The organism is Methylotenera sp. (assembly GCF_030684185.1).
GTDB lineage: Bacteria > Pseudomonadota > Gammaproteobacteria > Burkholderiales > Methylophilaceae > Methylotenera.
This window is the reverse complement of sequence record NZ_JAUXOY010000014.1, coordinates 559,593-577,226: the sequence shown is the minus strand read 5'-3', so window position 1 is coordinate 577,226 and position 17,634 is coordinate 559,593. Positions and strand designations below refer to the sequence as shown.

Annotated in this window: 12 protein-coding genes; 2 read left to right on the top strand and 10 right to left on the bottom strand. The window is 43.2% G+C overall.

The genetic code is table 11. The features are described 5' to 3' along the window. Positions 1 to 33 precede the first annotated feature (33 nt). The 4 genes from purL to htpG all read right to left on the bottom strand — a co-directional run bounded on the left by purL (position 34) and on the right by htpG (position 9,923). Positions 34 to 3,981 carry a phosphoribosylformylglycinamidine synthase gene (purL, locus tag Q8J82_RS05450; RefSeq protein WP_305327896.1) on the bottom strand — a complete coding sequence of 1,316 codons (3,948 nt, stop codon included), beginning with the start codon at positions 3,979 to 3,981 and terminating at the stop codon, positions 34 to 36. 423 nt (positions 3,982 to 4,404) lie between these two features. Beyond that, positions 4,405 to 5,046, bottom strand: a complete 642-nt coding sequence (locus Q8J82_RS05445) for a DUF4197 domain-containing protein (protein ID WP_304891869.1) — start codon at positions 5,044 to 5,046, stop codon at positions 4,405 to 4,407. Between the two features lie 255 nt (positions 5,047 to 5,301). Then, on the bottom strand, positions 5,302 to 7,845 hold the full coding sequence (locus Q8J82_RS05440; protein ID WP_305327895.1) for a glycogen/starch/alpha-glucan phosphorylase: 2,544 nt from the start codon (positions 7,843 to 7,845) through the stop codon (positions 5,302 to 5,304). A 161-nt stretch (positions 7,846 to 8,006) separates the two neighbouring features. Further along, positions 8,007 to 9,923 carry a molecular chaperone HtpG gene (gene htpG / locus Q8J82_RS05435; RefSeq protein WP_305327894.1) on the bottom strand — a complete coding sequence of 639 codons (1,917 nt, stop codon included), beginning with the start codon at positions 9,921 to 9,923 and terminating at the stop codon, positions 8,007 to 8,009. 212 nt (positions 9,924 to 10,135) lie between these two features. On the opposite strand from htpG, the gene Q8J82_RS05430 reads away from it, so the two are divergent. Then, positions 10,136 to 11,689 carry a Ppx/GppA phosphatase family protein gene (locus Q8J82_RS05430; RefSeq protein WP_305327893.1) on the top strand — a complete coding sequence of 518 codons (1,554 nt, stop codon included), beginning with the start codon at positions 10,136 to 10,138 and terminating at the stop codon, positions 11,687 to 11,689. 78 nt (positions 11,690 to 11,767) lie between these two features. Then, positions 11,768 to 12,202 carry a hypothetical protein gene (locus Q8J82_RS05425; RefSeq protein ID WP_304891860.1) on the top strand — a complete coding sequence of 145 codons (435 nt, stop codon included), beginning with the start codon at positions 11,768 to 11,770 and terminating at the stop codon, positions 12,200 to 12,202. 19 nt (positions 12,203 to 12,221) lie between these two features. Here the strand turns inward: Q8J82_RS05425 and Q8J82_RS05420 are convergent, their stop codons facing one another. The 6 genes from Q8J82_RS05420 to recO form a co-directional block, all read right to left on the bottom strand. Further along, entirely contained in the window at positions 12,222 to 12,695 is a 474-nt protein-coding gene (locus Q8J82_RS05420) for a histidine phosphatase family protein (RefSeq protein WP_304891859.1), read from the bottom strand. Positions 12,696 to 12,716: 21 nt separating this feature from the next. Beyond that, positions 12,717 to 14,798 (bottom strand): polyphosphate kinase 1, encoded by a 2,082-nt coding sequence (gene ppk1, locus Q8J82_RS05415; protein ID WP_305327892.1) that lies wholly within the window; start codon positions 14,796 to 14,798, stop codon positions 12,717 to 12,719. 102 nt (positions 14,799 to 14,900) lie between these two features. After that, positions 14,901 to 15,671 carry a ThiF family adenylyltransferase gene (locus Q8J82_RS05410; protein WP_370868627.1) on the bottom strand — a complete coding sequence of 257 codons (771 nt, stop codon included), beginning with the start codon at positions 15,669 to 15,671 and terminating at the stop codon, positions 14,901 to 14,903. An 8-nt stretch (positions 15,672 to 15,679) separates the two neighbouring features. Next, complete coding sequence (acpS, locus tag Q8J82_RS05405; RefSeq protein WP_304909199.1) at positions 15,680 to 16,057, bottom strand: holo-ACP synthase; 378 nt, start codon at positions 16,055 to 16,057, stop codon at positions 15,680 to 15,682. Positions 16,058 to 16,098: 41 nt separating this feature from the next. After that, positions 16,099 to 16,827 (bottom strand): pyridoxine 5'-phosphate synthase, encoded by a 729-nt coding sequence (gene pdxJ / locus Q8J82_RS05400; protein WP_304909200.1) that lies wholly within the window; start codon positions 16,825 to 16,827, stop codon positions 16,099 to 16,101. Positions 16,828 to 16,868: 41 nt separating this feature from the next. After that, entirely contained in the window at positions 16,869 to 17,603 is a 735-nt protein-coding gene (recO, locus tag Q8J82_RS05395; RefSeq protein WP_304909201.1) for a DNA repair protein RecO, read from the bottom strand. Positions 17,604 to 17,634: the final 31 nt, after the last annotated feature.

The window sequence follows — 17,634 nt, the reverse complement described above, 5'->3', positions numbered from 1 at the left end:
GGTTATTATTTAACTTTTATACAGTTTAAAAACTTACGCAATATTACGTCTTGCATTACGGAACATTCTAATCCAAGCACTATCTTCAACATCATCACAACGCTGCCAGGTATTTTGTACGTTGCGAATAACACGTTCAGGGTGTGGCATCATAATACTAAAACGTCCATCTGTGCTGGTTAATCCAGTAACGCCTTGCGGTGAACCGTTTGGATTAAACGGATAAACCTCAGTTGGTGTTGACGTGTGATCGATAAATCTCATCGTTACCAACTTTTTAGCCAGCAATTCATTGACTGCAGAAGTTGCAGAAGGTTCTATAGAAAACTCTGCAAAACCTTCGCCGTGAGCAACTGCAATTGGCATTTTGCTGCCAGCCATACCTTTAAAAAATAATGAAGGTGAGTCTAAAACCTCTACCATGGCTAGCCTGGCCTCAAACTGCTCTGATTTGTTTCGTACAAAATGTGGCCAGTGAGCAGCGCCAGGGATGAGCTCACGCAAATTACTCATCATTTGGCAGCCATTGCACACCCCTAACGCAAAGCTGTCACTACGTTCAAAAAAGGCTGTAAATTCATCACGCGCACGTGCATTAAATAAAATCGATTTAGCCCAGCCCTCACCCGCACCGAGTACATCGCCATAAGAAAATCCGCCACAGGCAACAAACCCGGCAAACTCCTTAAGTGACACACGGCCTGCAATAATGTCGCTCATATGTACGTCAAAAGTAGCAAAGCCTGCGCGGTCAAACGAGGCCGCCATCTCTACGTGACCATTCACGCCTTGTTCACGCAAGATTGCCATTTTTGGACGCACACCAGAGTTAATATATGGCGCGGCGATATTTTCACTAGGGTCAAAGGTTAACTCAGAAAATAAACCTCGATTACTATCATCTAAAATACGATCATATTCTTGTTGAGCGCAAACTGGGTTATCACGCAGCTTTTGCATTTGATAAGTAGTTTCAGACCACATACGATGTAAGTTGATGCGCGTATCACTAAAAACCACTTTGCCGTGCTGTGTGATTTCAATGCTGTTGCCAGCAACTACGTCGCCAATAATGTGCGCCAAGCCGTTAAATTGCGTTGCGATTGCGTCTGCATCATTTGCCGCCACTTGTATCACCGCGCCAAGCTCTTCGTTATATAAAGCACTGACCACATCACCTTGCAAGCTGCTTAAATCGACATTTAAACCGCAATGTCCTGCGAATGCCATTTCAACCAAGGTGGTAAATAAGCCGCCGTCTGAGCGGTCATGGTAGGCTGAAATTCTCCCTGCCTTATTCAATTGCTGAATGGTGTTGAAGAAATGTTTCAGCTGGTTTGCATCGTCTACATCAGGCGCTACATTGCCCACCGCAGCGTATACCTGCGCCAAGCTAGAGCCGCCCATGCGGTTTTTGCCTGCGCCTAAGTCAATCAAAATTAGTTTACTTGGTGCATCCATTTGCAATTGTGGCGTAAGAGTTTTACGTGCATCCGGGGTGGTTGCAAAAGCCGTCACCACCAATGAAATAGGTGATGTCACAGCCTTACTGATTACTTTATTATCGGCACCGTCTTCATTCCACACGGTTTTCATCGACATTGAATCTTTACCCACTGGAATACTGATGCCTAGTTGAGGGCAAAGCTCCATACCAACGGCTTTCACGGTGGCGTACATTGCCGCATCTTCGCCTGCGTGGCCTGCTGGTGCCATCCAATTGGCAGATAGCTTCAACACACTTAAATCATCAATGAGACAAGCAGCGATATTGGTAATCGCCTCACCAATCGCCATGCGGCCAGATGCAGGCGCATTCACCAGTGCCAACGGCGCTTTTTCACCAATGGCAAAGGCTTCGCCTACATAGGTTTCGTAGCCTGCCAAGGTCACAGCAACATCGGCCACAGGCACTTGCCATGGGCCCACCATTTGCTCACGCGCAACTAAACCAGTCACAGAACGGTCGCCAATCGTAATCAAAAAAGTTTTATCGGCTACGCCTGGTAATCTCAACACGCGCGCTGCAGCATCTTTTAAATCAATCTTGCTGGTGTCAAACGCTGGTAATTGTTTAGCCACACTTTTCACATCACGTGTCATTTTTGGTGGCTTGCCGAGCAATACGGACATTTCCATATCAACAGGATTATTACCAAAATGGCTGTCTTCCACGGTTAAATGACGCTCCTCGGTAGCAATGCCCACCACTGCAAACGGGCAACGTTCGCGCTCACAAATCGCCTTGAAGCGCGGCAAATCTTCTTGCGCAATCGCCATCACATAACGCTCTTGCGCCTCATTACTCCATAGTTCGCGTGGCGACATGCCCGGCTCTTCATTATGCACATCACGCAACTGGAACACCGCACCTACACCCGCATCGTTAACTAATTCCGGAAAGGCATTTGAAATACCGCCTGCACCTACATCATGGATGCTCAAAATTGGGTTAGCATCACCTAGTTGCCAGCAACGGTCTATCACCTCTTGTGCCCTGCGCTCTAACTCTGGGTTGCCTCGTTGCACTGAATCAAAGTCTAAATTCTCAACGTTAGAACCTGTATCCATACTCGATGCCGCACTACCACCAAGCCCAATCAACATCGCCGGGCCGCCTAATTGCACTAAAGCCGCACCTGCTGGAATCGGGTTTTTTTTTGAATGTTTGGCAGAAATATTGCCCAAGCCACCCGCCAGCATAATTGGTTTATGGTAACCGCGCACTTCGTCATTACTCTCTAACTCAAACGTACGGAAATAGCCCGCAATATTTGGACGACCAAACTCGTTGTTATAGGCCGCGCCACCTAATGGACCATCAATCATAATCTGTAGCGGTGAAGCGATACGGCTAGGGCGGCCGTAATCATTGAGTTCCCATGGTTGCTCAAAATTTGGAATATTTAAATTCGACACTGAAAAACCCGTCAACCCCGCTTTTGGTTTAGAGCCACTACCCGTGGCACCTTCATCACGAATCTCGCCACCAGCACCTGTAGCTGCGCCGGCAAACGGTGAGATAGCAGTTGGGTGATTATGCGTTTCCACCTTCATTAAATAGTGCATTTCTTCTTCGATAAAGCTATAGGCACCATGTTCACGCGGGTAAAAGCGCTTGGTTTTTTCACCTGCGTTTTGGCCTTCAACAATCGATGAGTTATCCGAATACGCCACCACCGTGTTGCCGGGGTTGAGTTTGTGCGTATTGCGTATCATGCCGAAGAGTGAAAACTCTTGGCTAGCACCATCAATCACCCAATCGGCATTGAAGATTTTGTGGCGGCAGTGTTCAGAGTTCGCTTGCGCGAACATCATCAACTCTACATCGGTAGGATTGCGTTTAATCTTAGTAAAGTTTTCAAACAAATAATCCACTTCATCGGGAGACAACGCCAAGCCCATTTCGCTATTGGCCTGCACCAATGCAGCTTTGCCACCTTGCAAAACATCTACGGTGCTTAAGGGTTTGGGCGTATCCGTGTGGTACAACTGAGCTGCGTCATCCAAACTGACAATCACAGTTTCAGTCATGCGGTCATGAATCAACGGCAATAATTGCTTACGCTCTTCCAGCGTTAATTTTCCGCCATTCTTAGTTTGCACAAAATAAGCAATGCCACGCTCTACGCGCTGCACAGTTTCTAAACCACAGTGTTTAACAATGTCAGTTGCGCGCGATGCCCAAGGTGAAATAGTGCCAATGCGCGGAATCACCACAAGTAATTCACCTTGCGGATCTTCTGCCTGCAGAGTTGGGCCGTAAGTTAAAATCTGTTTTAAAGTCTCTTGTTGCGTAGCACTTAAGGCAACATCCACACCGTCATTTTCAACCCAGATAAAATGTCGAAACTCCGCGTACAAATGCTTGATATTCGTATTGTGGCTCAGTTGAGATTGAATCTTTTCAATACGAAATTGAGATAAAGCGGCGCTGCCACGCAGGCAAGCCATTTGAGGGCTGGAGTTAGATTGGCTCATGGAATATCGGGCAAAAATTCATCGATTTAAATAAGCCGAAATTTTAACAGATTAGCGCCCATTCAGCCGAAAAAATACAACAGTTGACGTCTGCATTAAAACGTCATTTTTGATGATTATATGCTCGAAAGAAAACAATGCCTCCGAAAGCCTTTATTTATAAGGCTTTCGGAGGCATTAAAAAGAATATAGGCGAAAATCTTTCATGCCAGTGTAGACTAAAATCTAAGAAACAAATCATTAGCATTGCTAATGATTTGTTGTAGGGCGTTTTAATGAAACATAATATGCCGAACGAAAGATATTTCATACAGCGGATTATGCAAGCTAATCAGCCCTAATCAGGCATAATCTTTCCCTAGAAATCAACTTTACATTGAATCAATGAACCAGAATCAATTGATTCATCCCTTATAAGCAAAATTACTTGCCCAAGGCCCCAAACACTTTCTTTAGCAAGCTGCTTGCCTGCCCCACAGGGTCTTGGCGAATCGCTGCCTCTTCTTTCGCAATCATCAAATACACGCCATCTAAAGCTTTTTTGGTCACGTATTGGTTGATATTCGCATCTTCTTTTTTCACCAATCCAAATTTACTGCCTTGTTCGGCATATTTATTATATGAATCAGCCAATTGAACGTTGGCAGTGGCTTTTTCTACAATAGGTAAAAACTTGGCGGTCATTTGCTCTGAAGTGGTTTTTTTGAAATATTGTGTGGCGGCATCATTCGGGCCTGTCAAAATCGCTTTGGCATCGGCCACACTCATTTTTTTAATGGAATCGACCAATAAGGTTTTGGCCTCGGGTACGGCGGCTTCAGCAGCACGGTTCATTTTTAAAACGAGCTCATCAGATTGCTTGCCCATGCCCATCAGTTTCATGCCTTTTTCTATTTTTTTAAGTGAGTTGGGCAGCGGAATTTTCACTTCATTATTACCTAAAAAACCATCAGTGGCTCCGAGTGAACTCACTGCTTTGCTAACACCTTGCGTCAACGCTTCTTTTAAGCCCGCGCTGGTTTCCTTATTGGTTAACTCACTAACACCTAAGGCATTAGCATGCATTGCATATAAGACAAAACCTAAAGTTGCTAAACTATATTTTGTAAAAAAAAGACGCATTTTTATCTCCAATGAATGACGTGTAACATAAGCATAACCTTAAATGGCGGTTTTGCTTGAGTGCTAATGATAATTTACGTTTACCTATTTTAGTGCGTTTTAATACACACAGGCTATAAATGAACACTGCCCTGCAAGCCAATATCCATCAGGCTTACAGGGCAGTTCTTTTAAAGACTTTTAAATCTGAATTAGGTTTTATACATGCCAGATATTTTTAGCATAATCACTTATCGCACGATCACTAGAGAATTTAGCCATATTAGCCACGTTCAAAATAGCCAAACGTGTCCACTCATCTTGATGTTGGTACAACTTGCCTACTCTATCTTGCGTTTCAATGTAGCTTGCATAATCGGCCAGCAACAAATACTGATCGCCATTTTTCAGCAAATTATCAACAATTGGCTGATAACGATTTGGCTCATCGATTGAGAAGTATCCATCAGCAATCATATCCAGCACTTGTTTCAGCTCTGGATTACTATGGTAACAATCATTCGGGTTATAGCCATTCGCTTTTACTTCAGCTACTTGCGGTGTTGTGAGACCGAATATAAATATATTCTCATCACCGACTTCTTCCATAATTTCGACGTTTGCACCGTCTAGGGTACCAATGGTTAGTGCACCATTTAAAGCCATTTTCATGTTACCCGTGCCACTTGCCTCAGTACCGGCTGTTGAAATTTGCTCAGACAAATCACTGCCCGGAAATAAAATTTCAGCCGCTGAAACTTCATAATTGGGGTAATACACCACTTTGAGCTGGTCACCAACGGCAACATCTTCATTCACGATTGCCGCCACATCGTTGATTAAACGGATGATTTGTTTAGCCATCCAGTAACCAGGCGCAGCTTTTCCGCCAAAAATAACCGTACGCGGTGTAAGTCCTTTTTCACCGCTACGAATGCGGTTATACAAAGTAATGACATGCAATACATTAAGCAATTGGCGTTTATATTCGTGAATACGTTTAATTTGAACATCAAACAAGCTATTCACATTCAGCTTAATACCGGTTTTTTGTTCAATCTTGGCAGCCAACCTGGCTTTATTAGCATGCTTTACTGCTGCAAATGCTTTTCTAAATTCTGCATCATTAGCTAAAGGTGTAATTTTTTTGATTTGTGTCAGATCTTTTTTAAAGTCAGCACCAATCGCTTTTTCTATCAGGGCAGTCAATCCAGGATTTGCTTGGTTCAACCAGCGGCGAGGTGTTATGCCGTTGGTCACATTGGTCATTTTTCCAGGATAAATGCGATCAAAATCAGCAAAAAGATGTTGTTTCAATAACTCACTATGCAAGGCAGCCACGCCGTTTACTGTATGACTACCAACTACAGCCAAGTGCGCCATGCGCACACGACGGCCATTAGACTCATCAATGATTGATACGCGTTTCAACAACTCAGGGTCACCCGGGAAGTGATGGTTAACCATGTGCAAGAATTCAAAATTGATTTTATAAATAATTTCTAAATGGCGTGGTAGCAAACGTCCAAAGAGATCTACTGTCCAGGTTTCCAAGGCTTCTGGCATTAAGGTATGGTTGGTATACGCAAAAACCTTAACCACTAACCCCCATGCAAAATCCCAAGCCAGCCCATGCACATCCACTAATTGATACATCATCTCCGCTACACCAATCGAAGGGTGCGTATCATTAAGCTGAATGGCAATTTTGTCTGGCAGGATTTTCCAGTCCGCCTGTTTTTTCATTTCATGCGTACTTAAAAAGCGACGCAGAATATCTTGAATAGAGGCTGAAACGAAGAAATACTGCTGTTTTAAACGTAACTCTTTACCCAATACTGAAGCATCATTTGGGTAGAGTACTTTAGAAATATTTTCAGTATCGTTACGCTCTTGCACGGCTTTTTCATAATTACCGTCATTAAAATGACTCAAATCAAACTCTCGCGCCGCTTTGGCCGACCACAAACGCAAGCTGTTTACAGTATCGCCGCCGAAGCCAGGCACGGGCACATCGTATGCCATTGCCACTACGTGCTCAGCATCTACCCAATGCTGCGTTTCACCGCCTTCAGACGCATACTTCACTACGTTGCCATAAAATTTGATGTTATAAGTGGCTTCCGGGCGTTGAAATTCCCAAATATTGCCATAACGCAGCCAGTTATCCGGGTTTTCAACTTGCAGCCCATTTTCAATGGTTTGCTTGAACATACCGTATTCGTAACGAATGCCATAGCCTGTAGCTGGAATATCCATTGTTGCCATTGAATCCAGAAAACAAGCAGCCAAACGACCCAAGCCGCCATTACCTAGTGCAGCATCCGTTTCCATTTCCACAGTGTTTTCTAAATCACGTCCTAATGATGAAAGTCCATCTTTTAGTTCATCATTTATGCCCAAATTTAGTGCGGCATTACTTAACATACGCCCGATTAAGAACTCCAATGATAAATAATAAACGCGTTTTGGATCATCTCGATAATAAGACTCGGCTGTTTTAACCCAACGCTCCACCACATGGTCGCGCACAGTATAGCTAGCTGCATCGTACCAATCCCTAGGTGTTGCGGCATCGTTTGTTTTAAAACTGGAAAAAATCAAATGGTTCTGCAAAGCTTGATCTATAGGCGATAGCTTAGGAACAGCAGCCACTTTAGACTTACTTGTTTTCTTCGGCTTTTCACTGATCCCGTCTTTTGCTTTGGGTGAAGCTTTAGTTTTAAGGGTTGCTTTAGCAGGGGTTTTCGCTGGAGTTGTCATTGGAGCCTTTGGTTGCTAATTATTAAATTTTAATCTCAACCTGTATTCTAGCAAAAAATGTACCACCTACAAATGACTGTTCATTGACAATTTCTTTAAACCAATATGAAAAAACCCGCCTGGCTTACGCCGAGCGGGTTCTTTTATTGAATCACCAATCGCTAACCGATTAAACTATTCATACGTTTAACAAAGCTTGCCGGGTCATCAAGCGTGCCTCCCTCAGCCAACAAAGCCTGGTCAAACAATACAAATGCCAAGTCACTAAATACTGCATCTGCTGATTCTGCTTCAAGACGCTTCACCAACTTATGCGTAGGGTTAATCTCCAATATAGGTTTAGATTCTGGTGCTTTTTGTCCCGCTGCTTTTAACATACGAGCTAGGTTACCTGATAAATCATGCTCATCGCTGACCAAACAAGCGGGTGAATCGGTTAATCGATGCGTTACGCGTACATCTTTCACTTGGTCACCCAGCGTATTTTTTATTTTCTCAACTAAAGTTTTGGCTTCTTCTTCAATTTTCTTATGAATCTCTTTTTCAGTATCCGATTCAAGCTTGCCCAAATCCAAGTCACCTTTGGCAATAGACTGTAGTTTTTTACCTTCAAACTCGGTCAAACTACCAAGTAACCATTCGTCAACGCGGTCACTCATCAACAACACTTCAATGCCTTTTTTGCGGAAAATCTCCAAATGCGGGCTATGTTGCGCTGCAGCAAAGCTGTCAGCAGTAATGTAATAAATCACATCTTGCTCAGGCTGCATACGCGCTACGTAATCTTTTAATGAAACTTCTTGCACACCAGAATCCGCTTTGGTTGAAGCAAAGCGCAACAAGCTAGCAATTTTGTCTTTGTTGGCAAAATCTTCACCTGGGCCTTCTTTCAATACGCGACCAAACTCGGTATAGAATTTTGTGTAATCTTCAGGCTTGTTTTCAGCCATATCCTCAAGCAGGCTCAACACTTTTTTCACAGAACCCGCTTTAATCGCGTCCACATCACGGCTAGATTGCAAAATTTCGCGCGATACATTTAATGGCAAGTCAGAAGTATCAATCACACCACGTACAAAACGCAGATATTGCGGCATCAACTTTTCAGCATCTTCCATAATAAATACGCGTTTTACATACAACTTGATACCATGACGGCGGTCGCGGTCGTATAAATCAAAGGGTGCCTTGCCTGGAATATACAGTAGTGAAATATATTCCTGCTTGCCTTCTACACGGCTATGCGTATAGGCCAGTGGGGCTTCAAAATCATGCGAAACATGTTTATAGAACTCTTGGTATTCTTCTTCGGTAATATCGTTTTTGCTGCGCGCCCACAAAGCAGAAGCCTTATTCACGGTTTCTTCTTCATCAGTTGCAACTTCAGCACCCTCTTTCCACTCGTTTTTTTTCATCACGATTGGTAAAGTAATGTGGTCTGAATACTTGCGAATAATGGTTTTAAGTTTCCAGTCACTTAAAAACTCATCTTCTCCTTCACGCAAATGCAGTACCACTTCCGTACCGCGGCCTGATTTTTCCGCCGCCTCAAGCGTAAAGTCACCTTCGCCTGTTGACTCCCAACGCACTGCTTCAGTAGCTCCTGCACGGCGAGTCGTCAGCGTGACTTTGTCGGCAATAATAAAGGCTGAGTAGAACCCCACGCCGAACTGGCCAATCAAATTAGCGTCTTTTGCCTGGTCGCCAGAAAGTGCATTAAAAAACTCTTTAGTACCTGATTTTGCAATCGTACCAATGTTCGCGATCACCTCTTCACGGCTCATACCAATACCGTTGTCAGTAATGGTCACCGTACGCGCATCTTTATCAAATGCGACACGAATCTTTAACTCACTATCACCTTCAAAAAGCGCACCATTTGCAATGGCTTCAAAGCGCAATTTATCTGCGGCATCAGAGGCATTAGAAATCAACTCGCGCAATACAATCTCTTTGTTACTATACAAAGAGTGAATCATCAATTGAAGTAGCTGCTTAACTTCAGCCTGAAAGGCCATCGATTCTTTTGGATGAGTCTCTTTTTGCGATGTTTCTTTTTGTGCAGTCTCTGCGGACATAGATTAAGCTCCTAAATAGGTTAATGAAAAACAATAAAGCACAAATGGGGATGAAACAGAATTTTTCAAGCGGCATATATTTAACTCACATTAGTACAATTGTTCAATTAAATATAACTTTGTCATCAAACTTTCAAACTATAATTACACTATAAACAATATTATTGTTTTTTCCATTATTAAAAACTCATATAAACCACCGATAAGTCACTATGGAAAATCTCCCAAATAACTTGCCCCCCAATCCTGCAGATAAAGCTTTGCTGGCCGCGATTGACTTAGGTTCCAATAGCTTTCGGCTGGAAATTGGCCGTTTGGATAGCGGTCATATTCAGCGTGTAGAATACCTGAAAGAAGCCGTGCGACAAGGCGGTGATTTAGATGAAGATCGCAACCTGACAGCAGAGTCCATAGAACGCGGTATACGCTGCCTAGCAAGGTTTGGCGAACGCCTTCAGGGCTTTGATGCCTCTCACGTGCGTGCCGTAGCAACCCAAACTTTACGAGAAGCGAATAATCGTGATGTGTTTATCAAGCTTGCTAAAAAAGCGCTGGGGTTTGATGTAGAGGTGATTTCCGGCGTTGAAGAAGCGCGACTCATTTATCAGGGTGTAAGTCGATTTCTACCGCAATCGAATGATAGGCGGCTGGTGATTGATATTGGTGGGCGCTCTACGGAGTTTATTTTAGGACAAGGCTTTACATCGCACCATACGGCCTCGTTACATGTAGGTTCGGTAGCGTGGTCACTCAAGCATTTTGGTACTGGCGATTACACTGAAAAAGCATTTACCCGTGCAGAAATTGCTGCTGAATCTATATTTGAAACGCTAGGGGCTAACTTTAGCACCAAGCAATGGGACGTTGCCTACGGCGCCTCCGGCACGGTAAGCGCGGTGGCTGATGTTTTAGTGCAATACGGCAGACCTGCTGATGCTGTGACCAAAGAGGGCTTACATTGGTTACGCGAAGAGTTATTACGCACTCGACATGTTGATAAACTGCGCCTGCTTGGACTAAGAGAAGATCGAAAACCTGTGATTGCTGGTGGTTTATCCATATTAATCGCTATATTTGATTTTTTAAATATTGAAACTTTAAATGTTGCACAAGGCGCACTCAGGCACGGCTTGCTATATGACATGCTAGCCCGTGAAAATGATATGGTGGATTTAAGAAACGCCTCTGTAAAGCGCTTAGCTCGCAAGTTTGATGTAGACGAAACTCACGCTAAAACAGTAGCAGATGTTGCAGAAAAGTTGTTTGAAAAAATAAGTGAAGATATTCAATTTGCACAGGGCGAGCGCCAGCTACACTCCCGTAAATTATACTGGGCGGGACTATTACATGAAATTGGCTGTATCGTCTCACCAATTGATGCACATTTACATGGTGCATATATACTGGAGCATACTGAACCTGCAGGATTTTCTCAAAGTGAATTACATTGCTTGAGTTTGTTAATATTAGGCCAAAAGGCGAAATTGAAACGATTAGAAGCGGATTTTACTGACCGTATTTTTGTCATGCAATTAATCTGCTTACGTTTAGCCGTTATTTTATGCCATGCCCGCCAAATGCCTAACCTGCGAGGCTTTCAGCTTCACTATGCAAAAAACAACGCAAACAACAACGCAAACAACACCATTCGGTTAACTTTACCAAAAACATGGCCTGATAAATACCCTCAATCCTATTATTTGCTAGATGAAGAAACCCTGGCTTGGCAAAAGATAAATTGGCGTTATGAAATAGCAAACAATTGACAAATTGTCATAAATATTTCATATTCAAAGCAGGCTTAACGGTATAAACTGTTTATACCGTTTATTTTGGAGATTTCAATGTCAAAAATCAATCAACTGCAAGCAGCTGCTTTAAGTGCACCCGTCAATAAAATTGAGCCTGTAAAGGCTCCAGTAAAAAAACCTGTTACGACTAAACCTGTTGTTTCAAATCCAGCTGCAGCGCAATCAGCGGCTGTAAAACCAGCTAGCGCCAAACCTGTGGCAGTGGTTAGCAAAGCTAAAGTCACCAAGCCTGTAAAAGAAAAAGTTCCTAAATTGAAAATGGAGCGCGATAGCTTTACAATGCCTAAAGCTGAATATGCGCAATTTTATGTGTTAAAAGAACGTTTAGCGAAACTAGGCCAGCCCGCTAAAAAAAGTGAATTACTACGTGCCGGAATTATGCTTCTGACTGCGATGACTGATGCTGCTTTAAAAGCAGCTATGAGCAAAGTGCCTACCATCAAAACAGGAAGACCAAAAAATAAATAAACTGCCACTATGATGTAGTTTAGTAATCTGGGTGTTGTACCGTAAATAGATAAGTCTGCAATACCCCGCTTACCTCACGTTGGCGCAGCCACCAAACTGCGCCCTTTTTCACCACGCAGGCACTTTCGTTCATACCCAGTAACTTTGCAATTAACATCCCTAGGTTTGGCTGATGGCCGATAACCAGTATGGTTTTAGTACTGTCGTCATTTGTTATTTTTTTGGCAATCTGCTCCACTGTACTATCCACGCTTAAAAAATCGGCTATTTTAATTTCAAGCCGGCTAAAGTTTTGCAAAGCTTCTGCAGTCTCAAGGCAACGCTTGGCTGGGCTACATAAAATCTCTGTATTTGGCGGCAAATGCTGGCTTAGCCACTTTGCCATTTTTACTGCATCTTTACGGCCATTTTTGGTTAAGATTCGATTTGTATCCAAACCATTTGCGCCCTGCACTTCGGCTTCAGCATGTCGCCATAAAATTAAATTCGCCATTATGTTTCCTGCAGTTCAATACTAATTAGCATATTTTTGAAGCAGCAGCTGTTGAGCACTTAAAGTTTGTTCTTGCGCCACTGCTTTGGCTTTGGACTGGGTTAACTTAGGTGCGCCCAATGTATATGTACCCTCCTGGTTAAGTAACCAGGCATCCTGATTATCATCCAAAGACATTTGGCAGCACTCCTGCAAAATCCGAGCTCGATTCTTTTCATCTGTAATAGGCCACGCAATTTCTACACGACGCATCATGTTACGATTCATCCAGTCTGCACTAGAAAGCCACATGTTTTCTACTTGATCGATTTTAAAATAAAAAATACGGGAATGTTCTAATAACCGACCAATAATAGACCTAACACGGATACGCCCATCCAATCCAGGAGCGTCTACAGGCAATATGCAGGCCCCACGTAAAATCAAATCAACTTCTACCCCAGCCCGGCCAGCCTTCACCAAGGCTACAACTAAGGCTTCGTCAGTAAGTGCATTCATTTTCAAAATAATAGTTGCAGTTTTACCTGCCTTTGCAGCAAGTTCTGCACTTCTGATTTTGGCAAGCATTTGTCTGTGCAAATTAAAAGGCGCAACCAATAACTTTTGCATGCGCAGTAGCTTAACCTGACTGGCAATATGCCTGAACAGATACTCCATATCACGTGTTATTTGAATATCAGATGTCAGCATACTCACATCCGTATATAAACGTGCGGTTCTGGGGTTGTAGTTACCTGTAGAAACATGCCCATAGTGTTTTAATTGTGAGCCTTCGCGACGCATGACCAGCAACATTTTTGCATGTGTTTTTAAACCGACAATACCGTAAACCACTTGTGCTCCAACAGACTCCAGATCTTCAGCCCAGTTGATATTAGCTTCTTCATCAAACCTGGCTTTCAGCTCCACTACCGCCATCACCTCTTTGCCACGTCGCACGGCTTCTTGTAACAATTTCAACATACGTGGATCCGAGCCAGTTCGATAGATAGTCTGCTGAATAGACAAGACATCTGGGTCGTAAACCGCTTCACGCAAGAAATCAATGACCGACTCAAAACTTTCATACGGCTGATGAATTAATATGTCCTGTTGTTTCAACTGCGTAAAAAATGATTGATTAGGCACTAACTGCTGACTAATCTTAGGTTCAAATGGTTTAAACTTAAGATCATTACCTTCTGCTAAATCTGCTAGCTGCATCAACCTAGCCAAGTTCACAAGGCCATTCACGCGATACAAAGATTGTTCTGGTAAGTCAAACTGTTGCAATAAAAATTTGGCTAATTTCTCATCACAACCATGTGACACTTCCAACCTTACCGCATCACCAAAATTACGTTGTACCAAACCTTTTCGTAACGCGGTGCGCAAGTTTTTAACATCCTCTTCATCAACCGCCAAATCCGAATGGCGTGTAACCCTGAATTGCGAGAAATTTATCACCTCTCGACCTGTGAATAAACTCGACAAATGTGCCCGAATCACGCTTGATAAAGATACAAATTTCTGCTGTTTATCACTTAAGTTTTTAGGCAGTTTAATTAAGCGCGGCAACACTCTTGGCACTTTAACAATGGCAATATTATTACTCCGACCAAAGGCATCATTGCCGCCAAGCAATACAATAAAATTAAGCGCTTTATTAGCCACTAACGGAAATGGATGCGAAGGATCAAGTGCGACAGGCACTAATAATGGACGCACTTCAGATTCAAAATACTTTGCAACCCATCGGCGTTGTTCTGCTGTACGGTCGCCATGTGACACTAAATGGACGCCATGATTGGCAAGCGCTGGCATTAATTCTGTATTAAAAATCTGATACTGCTTATTAACCAGCGCATGTGCTACATCTGAAATTGCCTGATAACTGTGTACATTGATCTCGCTCTGCTGTTGCTCATCGCGCATAGCATCGACATGCGGGGCTGCACGCACCTCAAAAAACTCATCAAGATTTGAAGAAACAATACAAACAAAACGCAATCGCTCAAGTAGCGGATAGTCAGGGTTTTGTGCAAGACTCAACACCCGCTGATTGAACGCCAAAATACTAATGTCGCGATTGAGTAGCTTTAAAGGTGGGTAAGTTAAGCGCATAAAATCATCTAGTTTATTGTGCTTTAATGGTATGCGCCGATTATGACAGTTTAATGAATTTTTGATGTAAAACTAACACTTCATTTAAGTGACTTGCTAACACTAGTCGTTCAGTATTTGTTGCAACAGCAAACCAGCCGCCACAAAACCAAAAGGCGCTGTCACACACACGCTTGAGCCATAGCCTGCGCAGTTTAATCCAGTCATTGCAGTTTCACTGACCTCACATGCACTATCAGGCTTAATGACGTCCTCATCGGAGTAAACACATTGAATATCCAATTTCGGTGACTTGCCTTTTGTACTGTGACCATTATTGAATCCATAGTCGCGACGCAATAAGTTACGCACTTTGGCAAGTAACTTATCATGACTAACCTGGCTTAAATCAGCTTGCTTGATACGGGTTGCATCTAAGCGCCCACCAGCAGCACCAGTCATGACCAATGAAATACTGTTCGCCATGCAGAAATTAGCAATTGCTGCCTTGGCTTTAGCATCATCGATGCAATCAATCACGCCATCAAACGACTGATTTAACGTGCTACTAACGTTTTCAATTGTAACGAAATCTTCAATCTCATTCACACTTGCAGATGGATTTATCAGTCTAATACGCTCAGCCATTGCAGTCACTTTGGCTTTACCGAAGGCACCATCGACAGCATGTAATTGCCGATTAACATTTGATTCTGCAATGTTGTCTAAATCAATTAAAGTGATGGCGCCAACGGCGTTGCGAGCCAGCGCCTCGGCCGCCCAAGAACCCACACCACCAATGCCAATCACGCAGATGTGTGCAGCCTTTAATTTGGCTAAGCCCTTTGCACCATATAAACGGGAAACGCCACCAAATCGACGCGCTGCATCCATGCCAGCACTCACGATTCAAGCACCACAAACGCAGCTGCGAGATTCTTTTCATCACTGATACTAATGTGTGTTTGCGTGATATTTTTAGTCTGCATGAAAGACTGTAACTCTAATGCCAACACTAAAATAGGTTTACCTAATTCATCGTGTGAAACTGCAATATTTTGAAAGGTCGCTGGGGTGCGCAAACCAGTACCCAGAGCCTTTGAAAATGCCTCTTTAGCTGCAAAACGCTTGGCTAAAAAACGCGCTTTGATAAGAGATTGTTGATAGCTCTCAAATTCACTTTCCGCCAAAATTCGTTTGGCAAAGTCATCCCCGAATTGCGCGATGGAAGTTTCAATACGAGACACTTCAACGATATCTGTACCTATGCCGAAAATCATATAGATGAAGTCTTATTAAGGGTTAAATAAAATTGGCTGATTTACGCGTATGAAAACTCTTTAACCAATGCCTTCATTTCACGAACAGCGTTATCCCAACCCACAAAAAGTGCGTGCGCTACGATTGCATGACCAATATTTAACTCATCTATACCTTCGATTGAGGCGATTTCATGCACATTATGATAATGCAAGCCATGACCAGCATTGACCACCAAGCCCAGTTTCAAACCGTGACTGACTGCATCCTTTATGCGCTGCAACTCACGCACTTTGTCTGCCGGATTTTCAGCATCTGCAAAGGTGCCAGTGTGTAACTCAATCACAGGTGCACCTGCTTTTTTTGCTGCTTCGATTTGTGCAGTATCCGGCCCAATAAATAATGAAACTCGAATGCCTGCATCACTTAATTTTTTAACAGCATTTTGCACATTTGCAAAATTACCTACTACATCAAGGCCACCCTCTGTCGTGCGCTCTTCACGACGCTCAGGCACTAAACATACGTCCTGCGGGGCAACTTCTAGCGCAATGCTTATCATTTCATCAGTCACCGCACATTCAAGATTCATGCGAGTTTGCAGCAGACCCCTCAAAGCGCGCACATCGGCATCCTGCATGTGGCGGCGATCTTCACGAAGATGCAGCGTGATGCTATCTGCACCTGACTGTTCGGCTCGCAAGGCTGCTTGCACTACACTTGGGTACTTGGTGCCGCGTGCCTGACGGATTGTTGCGACGTGGTCTATGTTGACACCTAATTTAATCATTATTAATTTTCTATCTTTTAAATTTATAAAATCGCCAGCATTTACAACCCTTGTAAGTCAATGAGCAATTGCCTTGTGTGCAATGGCTTATCGCCCAAATAATGCGCTAACAAATAGCGCATTAACTGCTTACTTTGCTGTTGTGTTTGGGTGTTACGGTAGTCATCACTAGCCATATCTATTAAAGTTTTGCCAAATAATTGTACGCCATTTTTTTGACTATTTAATGCACCGCTCAATCTGGTAGCTCCATGTTCAGCCATATAGCGATAACTTTCTGTTTCTACAATTTGCTCATGACTCACATCCTGATGCAATGGAATCGCATAGCCTAATTCCTGCAAAAGTTTTAGCTCAAAACGTCGGAGAGTAGTAGCTAAATCCTCACCGCTAGCCAGTATTTTTAATGTTGCACTGTAATATTCAAAAAGGGCTTCATGTGGGTCTTCACGCGGTAGCAAGCGCAGTAACAACTCATTGAGATAAAATCCACACATGAGTGCTTCGCCCTTCAGCAGCAATAGTCCTCCACCCCAATCTAAACTGTGTAGCGTTTTAAGTTCCAGCTTTCCAGACCATGTCGCAATTAATGGCTGAAAAGACTGCAACATACCGCGCATGGCTGACCTTGGACGCCTTGCACCTTTAGCCGTAGTTGCTACGCGGCCAAAGCCGTGTGCAAACAACTCAACAACTAAACTTGTTTCTTTAAATGGATAGGTATGTAGCACATACACTGGCTGATTGTCTTGACGATGAATATTGACTGAGGCCATGAAAACTCAAATTAGACCGCTGATTTATTAA

Coding starts and splice junctions, on each gene's coding strand:
- purL (WP_305327896.1), bottom strand. CDS start 3,981: ATGAGCCAATCTAACTCCAGCCCTCAAATGGCTTGCCTGCGTGGCAGC.
- Q8J82_RS05445 (WP_304891869.1), bottom strand. CDS start 5,046: ATGCATGCTAATGCCTTAGGTGTTAGTGAGTTAACCAATAAGGAAACC.
- Q8J82_RS05440 (WP_305327895.1), bottom strand. CDS start 7,845: ATGACAACTCCAGCGAAAACCCCTGCTAAAGCAACCCTTAAAACTAAA.
- htpG (WP_305327894.1), bottom strand. CDS start 9,923: ATGTCCGCAGAGACTGCACAAAAAGAAACATCGCAAAAAGAGACTCAT.
- Q8J82_RS05430 (WP_305327893.1), top strand. CDS start 10,136: ATGGAAAATCTCCCAAATAACTTGCCCCCCAATCCTGCAGATAAAGCT.
- Q8J82_RS05425 (WP_304891860.1), top strand. CDS start 11,768: ATGTCAAAAATCAATCAACTGCAAGCAGCTGCTTTAAGTGCACCCGTC.
- Q8J82_RS05420 (WP_304891859.1), bottom strand. CDS start 12,695: ATGGCGAATTTAATTTTATGGCGACATGCTGAAGCCGAAGTGCAGGGC.
- ppk1 (WP_305327892.1), bottom strand. CDS start 14,798: ATGCGCTTAACTTACCCACCTTTAAAGCTACTCAATCGCGACATTAGT.
- Q8J82_RS05410 (WP_370868627.1), bottom strand. CDS start 15,671: ATGGATGCAGCGCGTCGATTTGGTGGCGTTTCCCGTTTATATGGTGCA.
- acpS (WP_304909199.1), bottom strand. CDS start 16,057: ATGATTTTCGGCATAGGTACAGATATCGTTGAAGTGTCTCGTATTGAA.
- pdxJ (WP_304909200.1), bottom strand. CDS start 16,827: ATGATTAAATTAGGTGTCAACATAGACCACGTCGCAACAATCCGTCAG.
- recO (WP_304909201.1), bottom strand. CDS start 17,603: ATGGCCTCAGTCAATATTCATCGTCAAGACAATCAGCCAGTGTATGTG.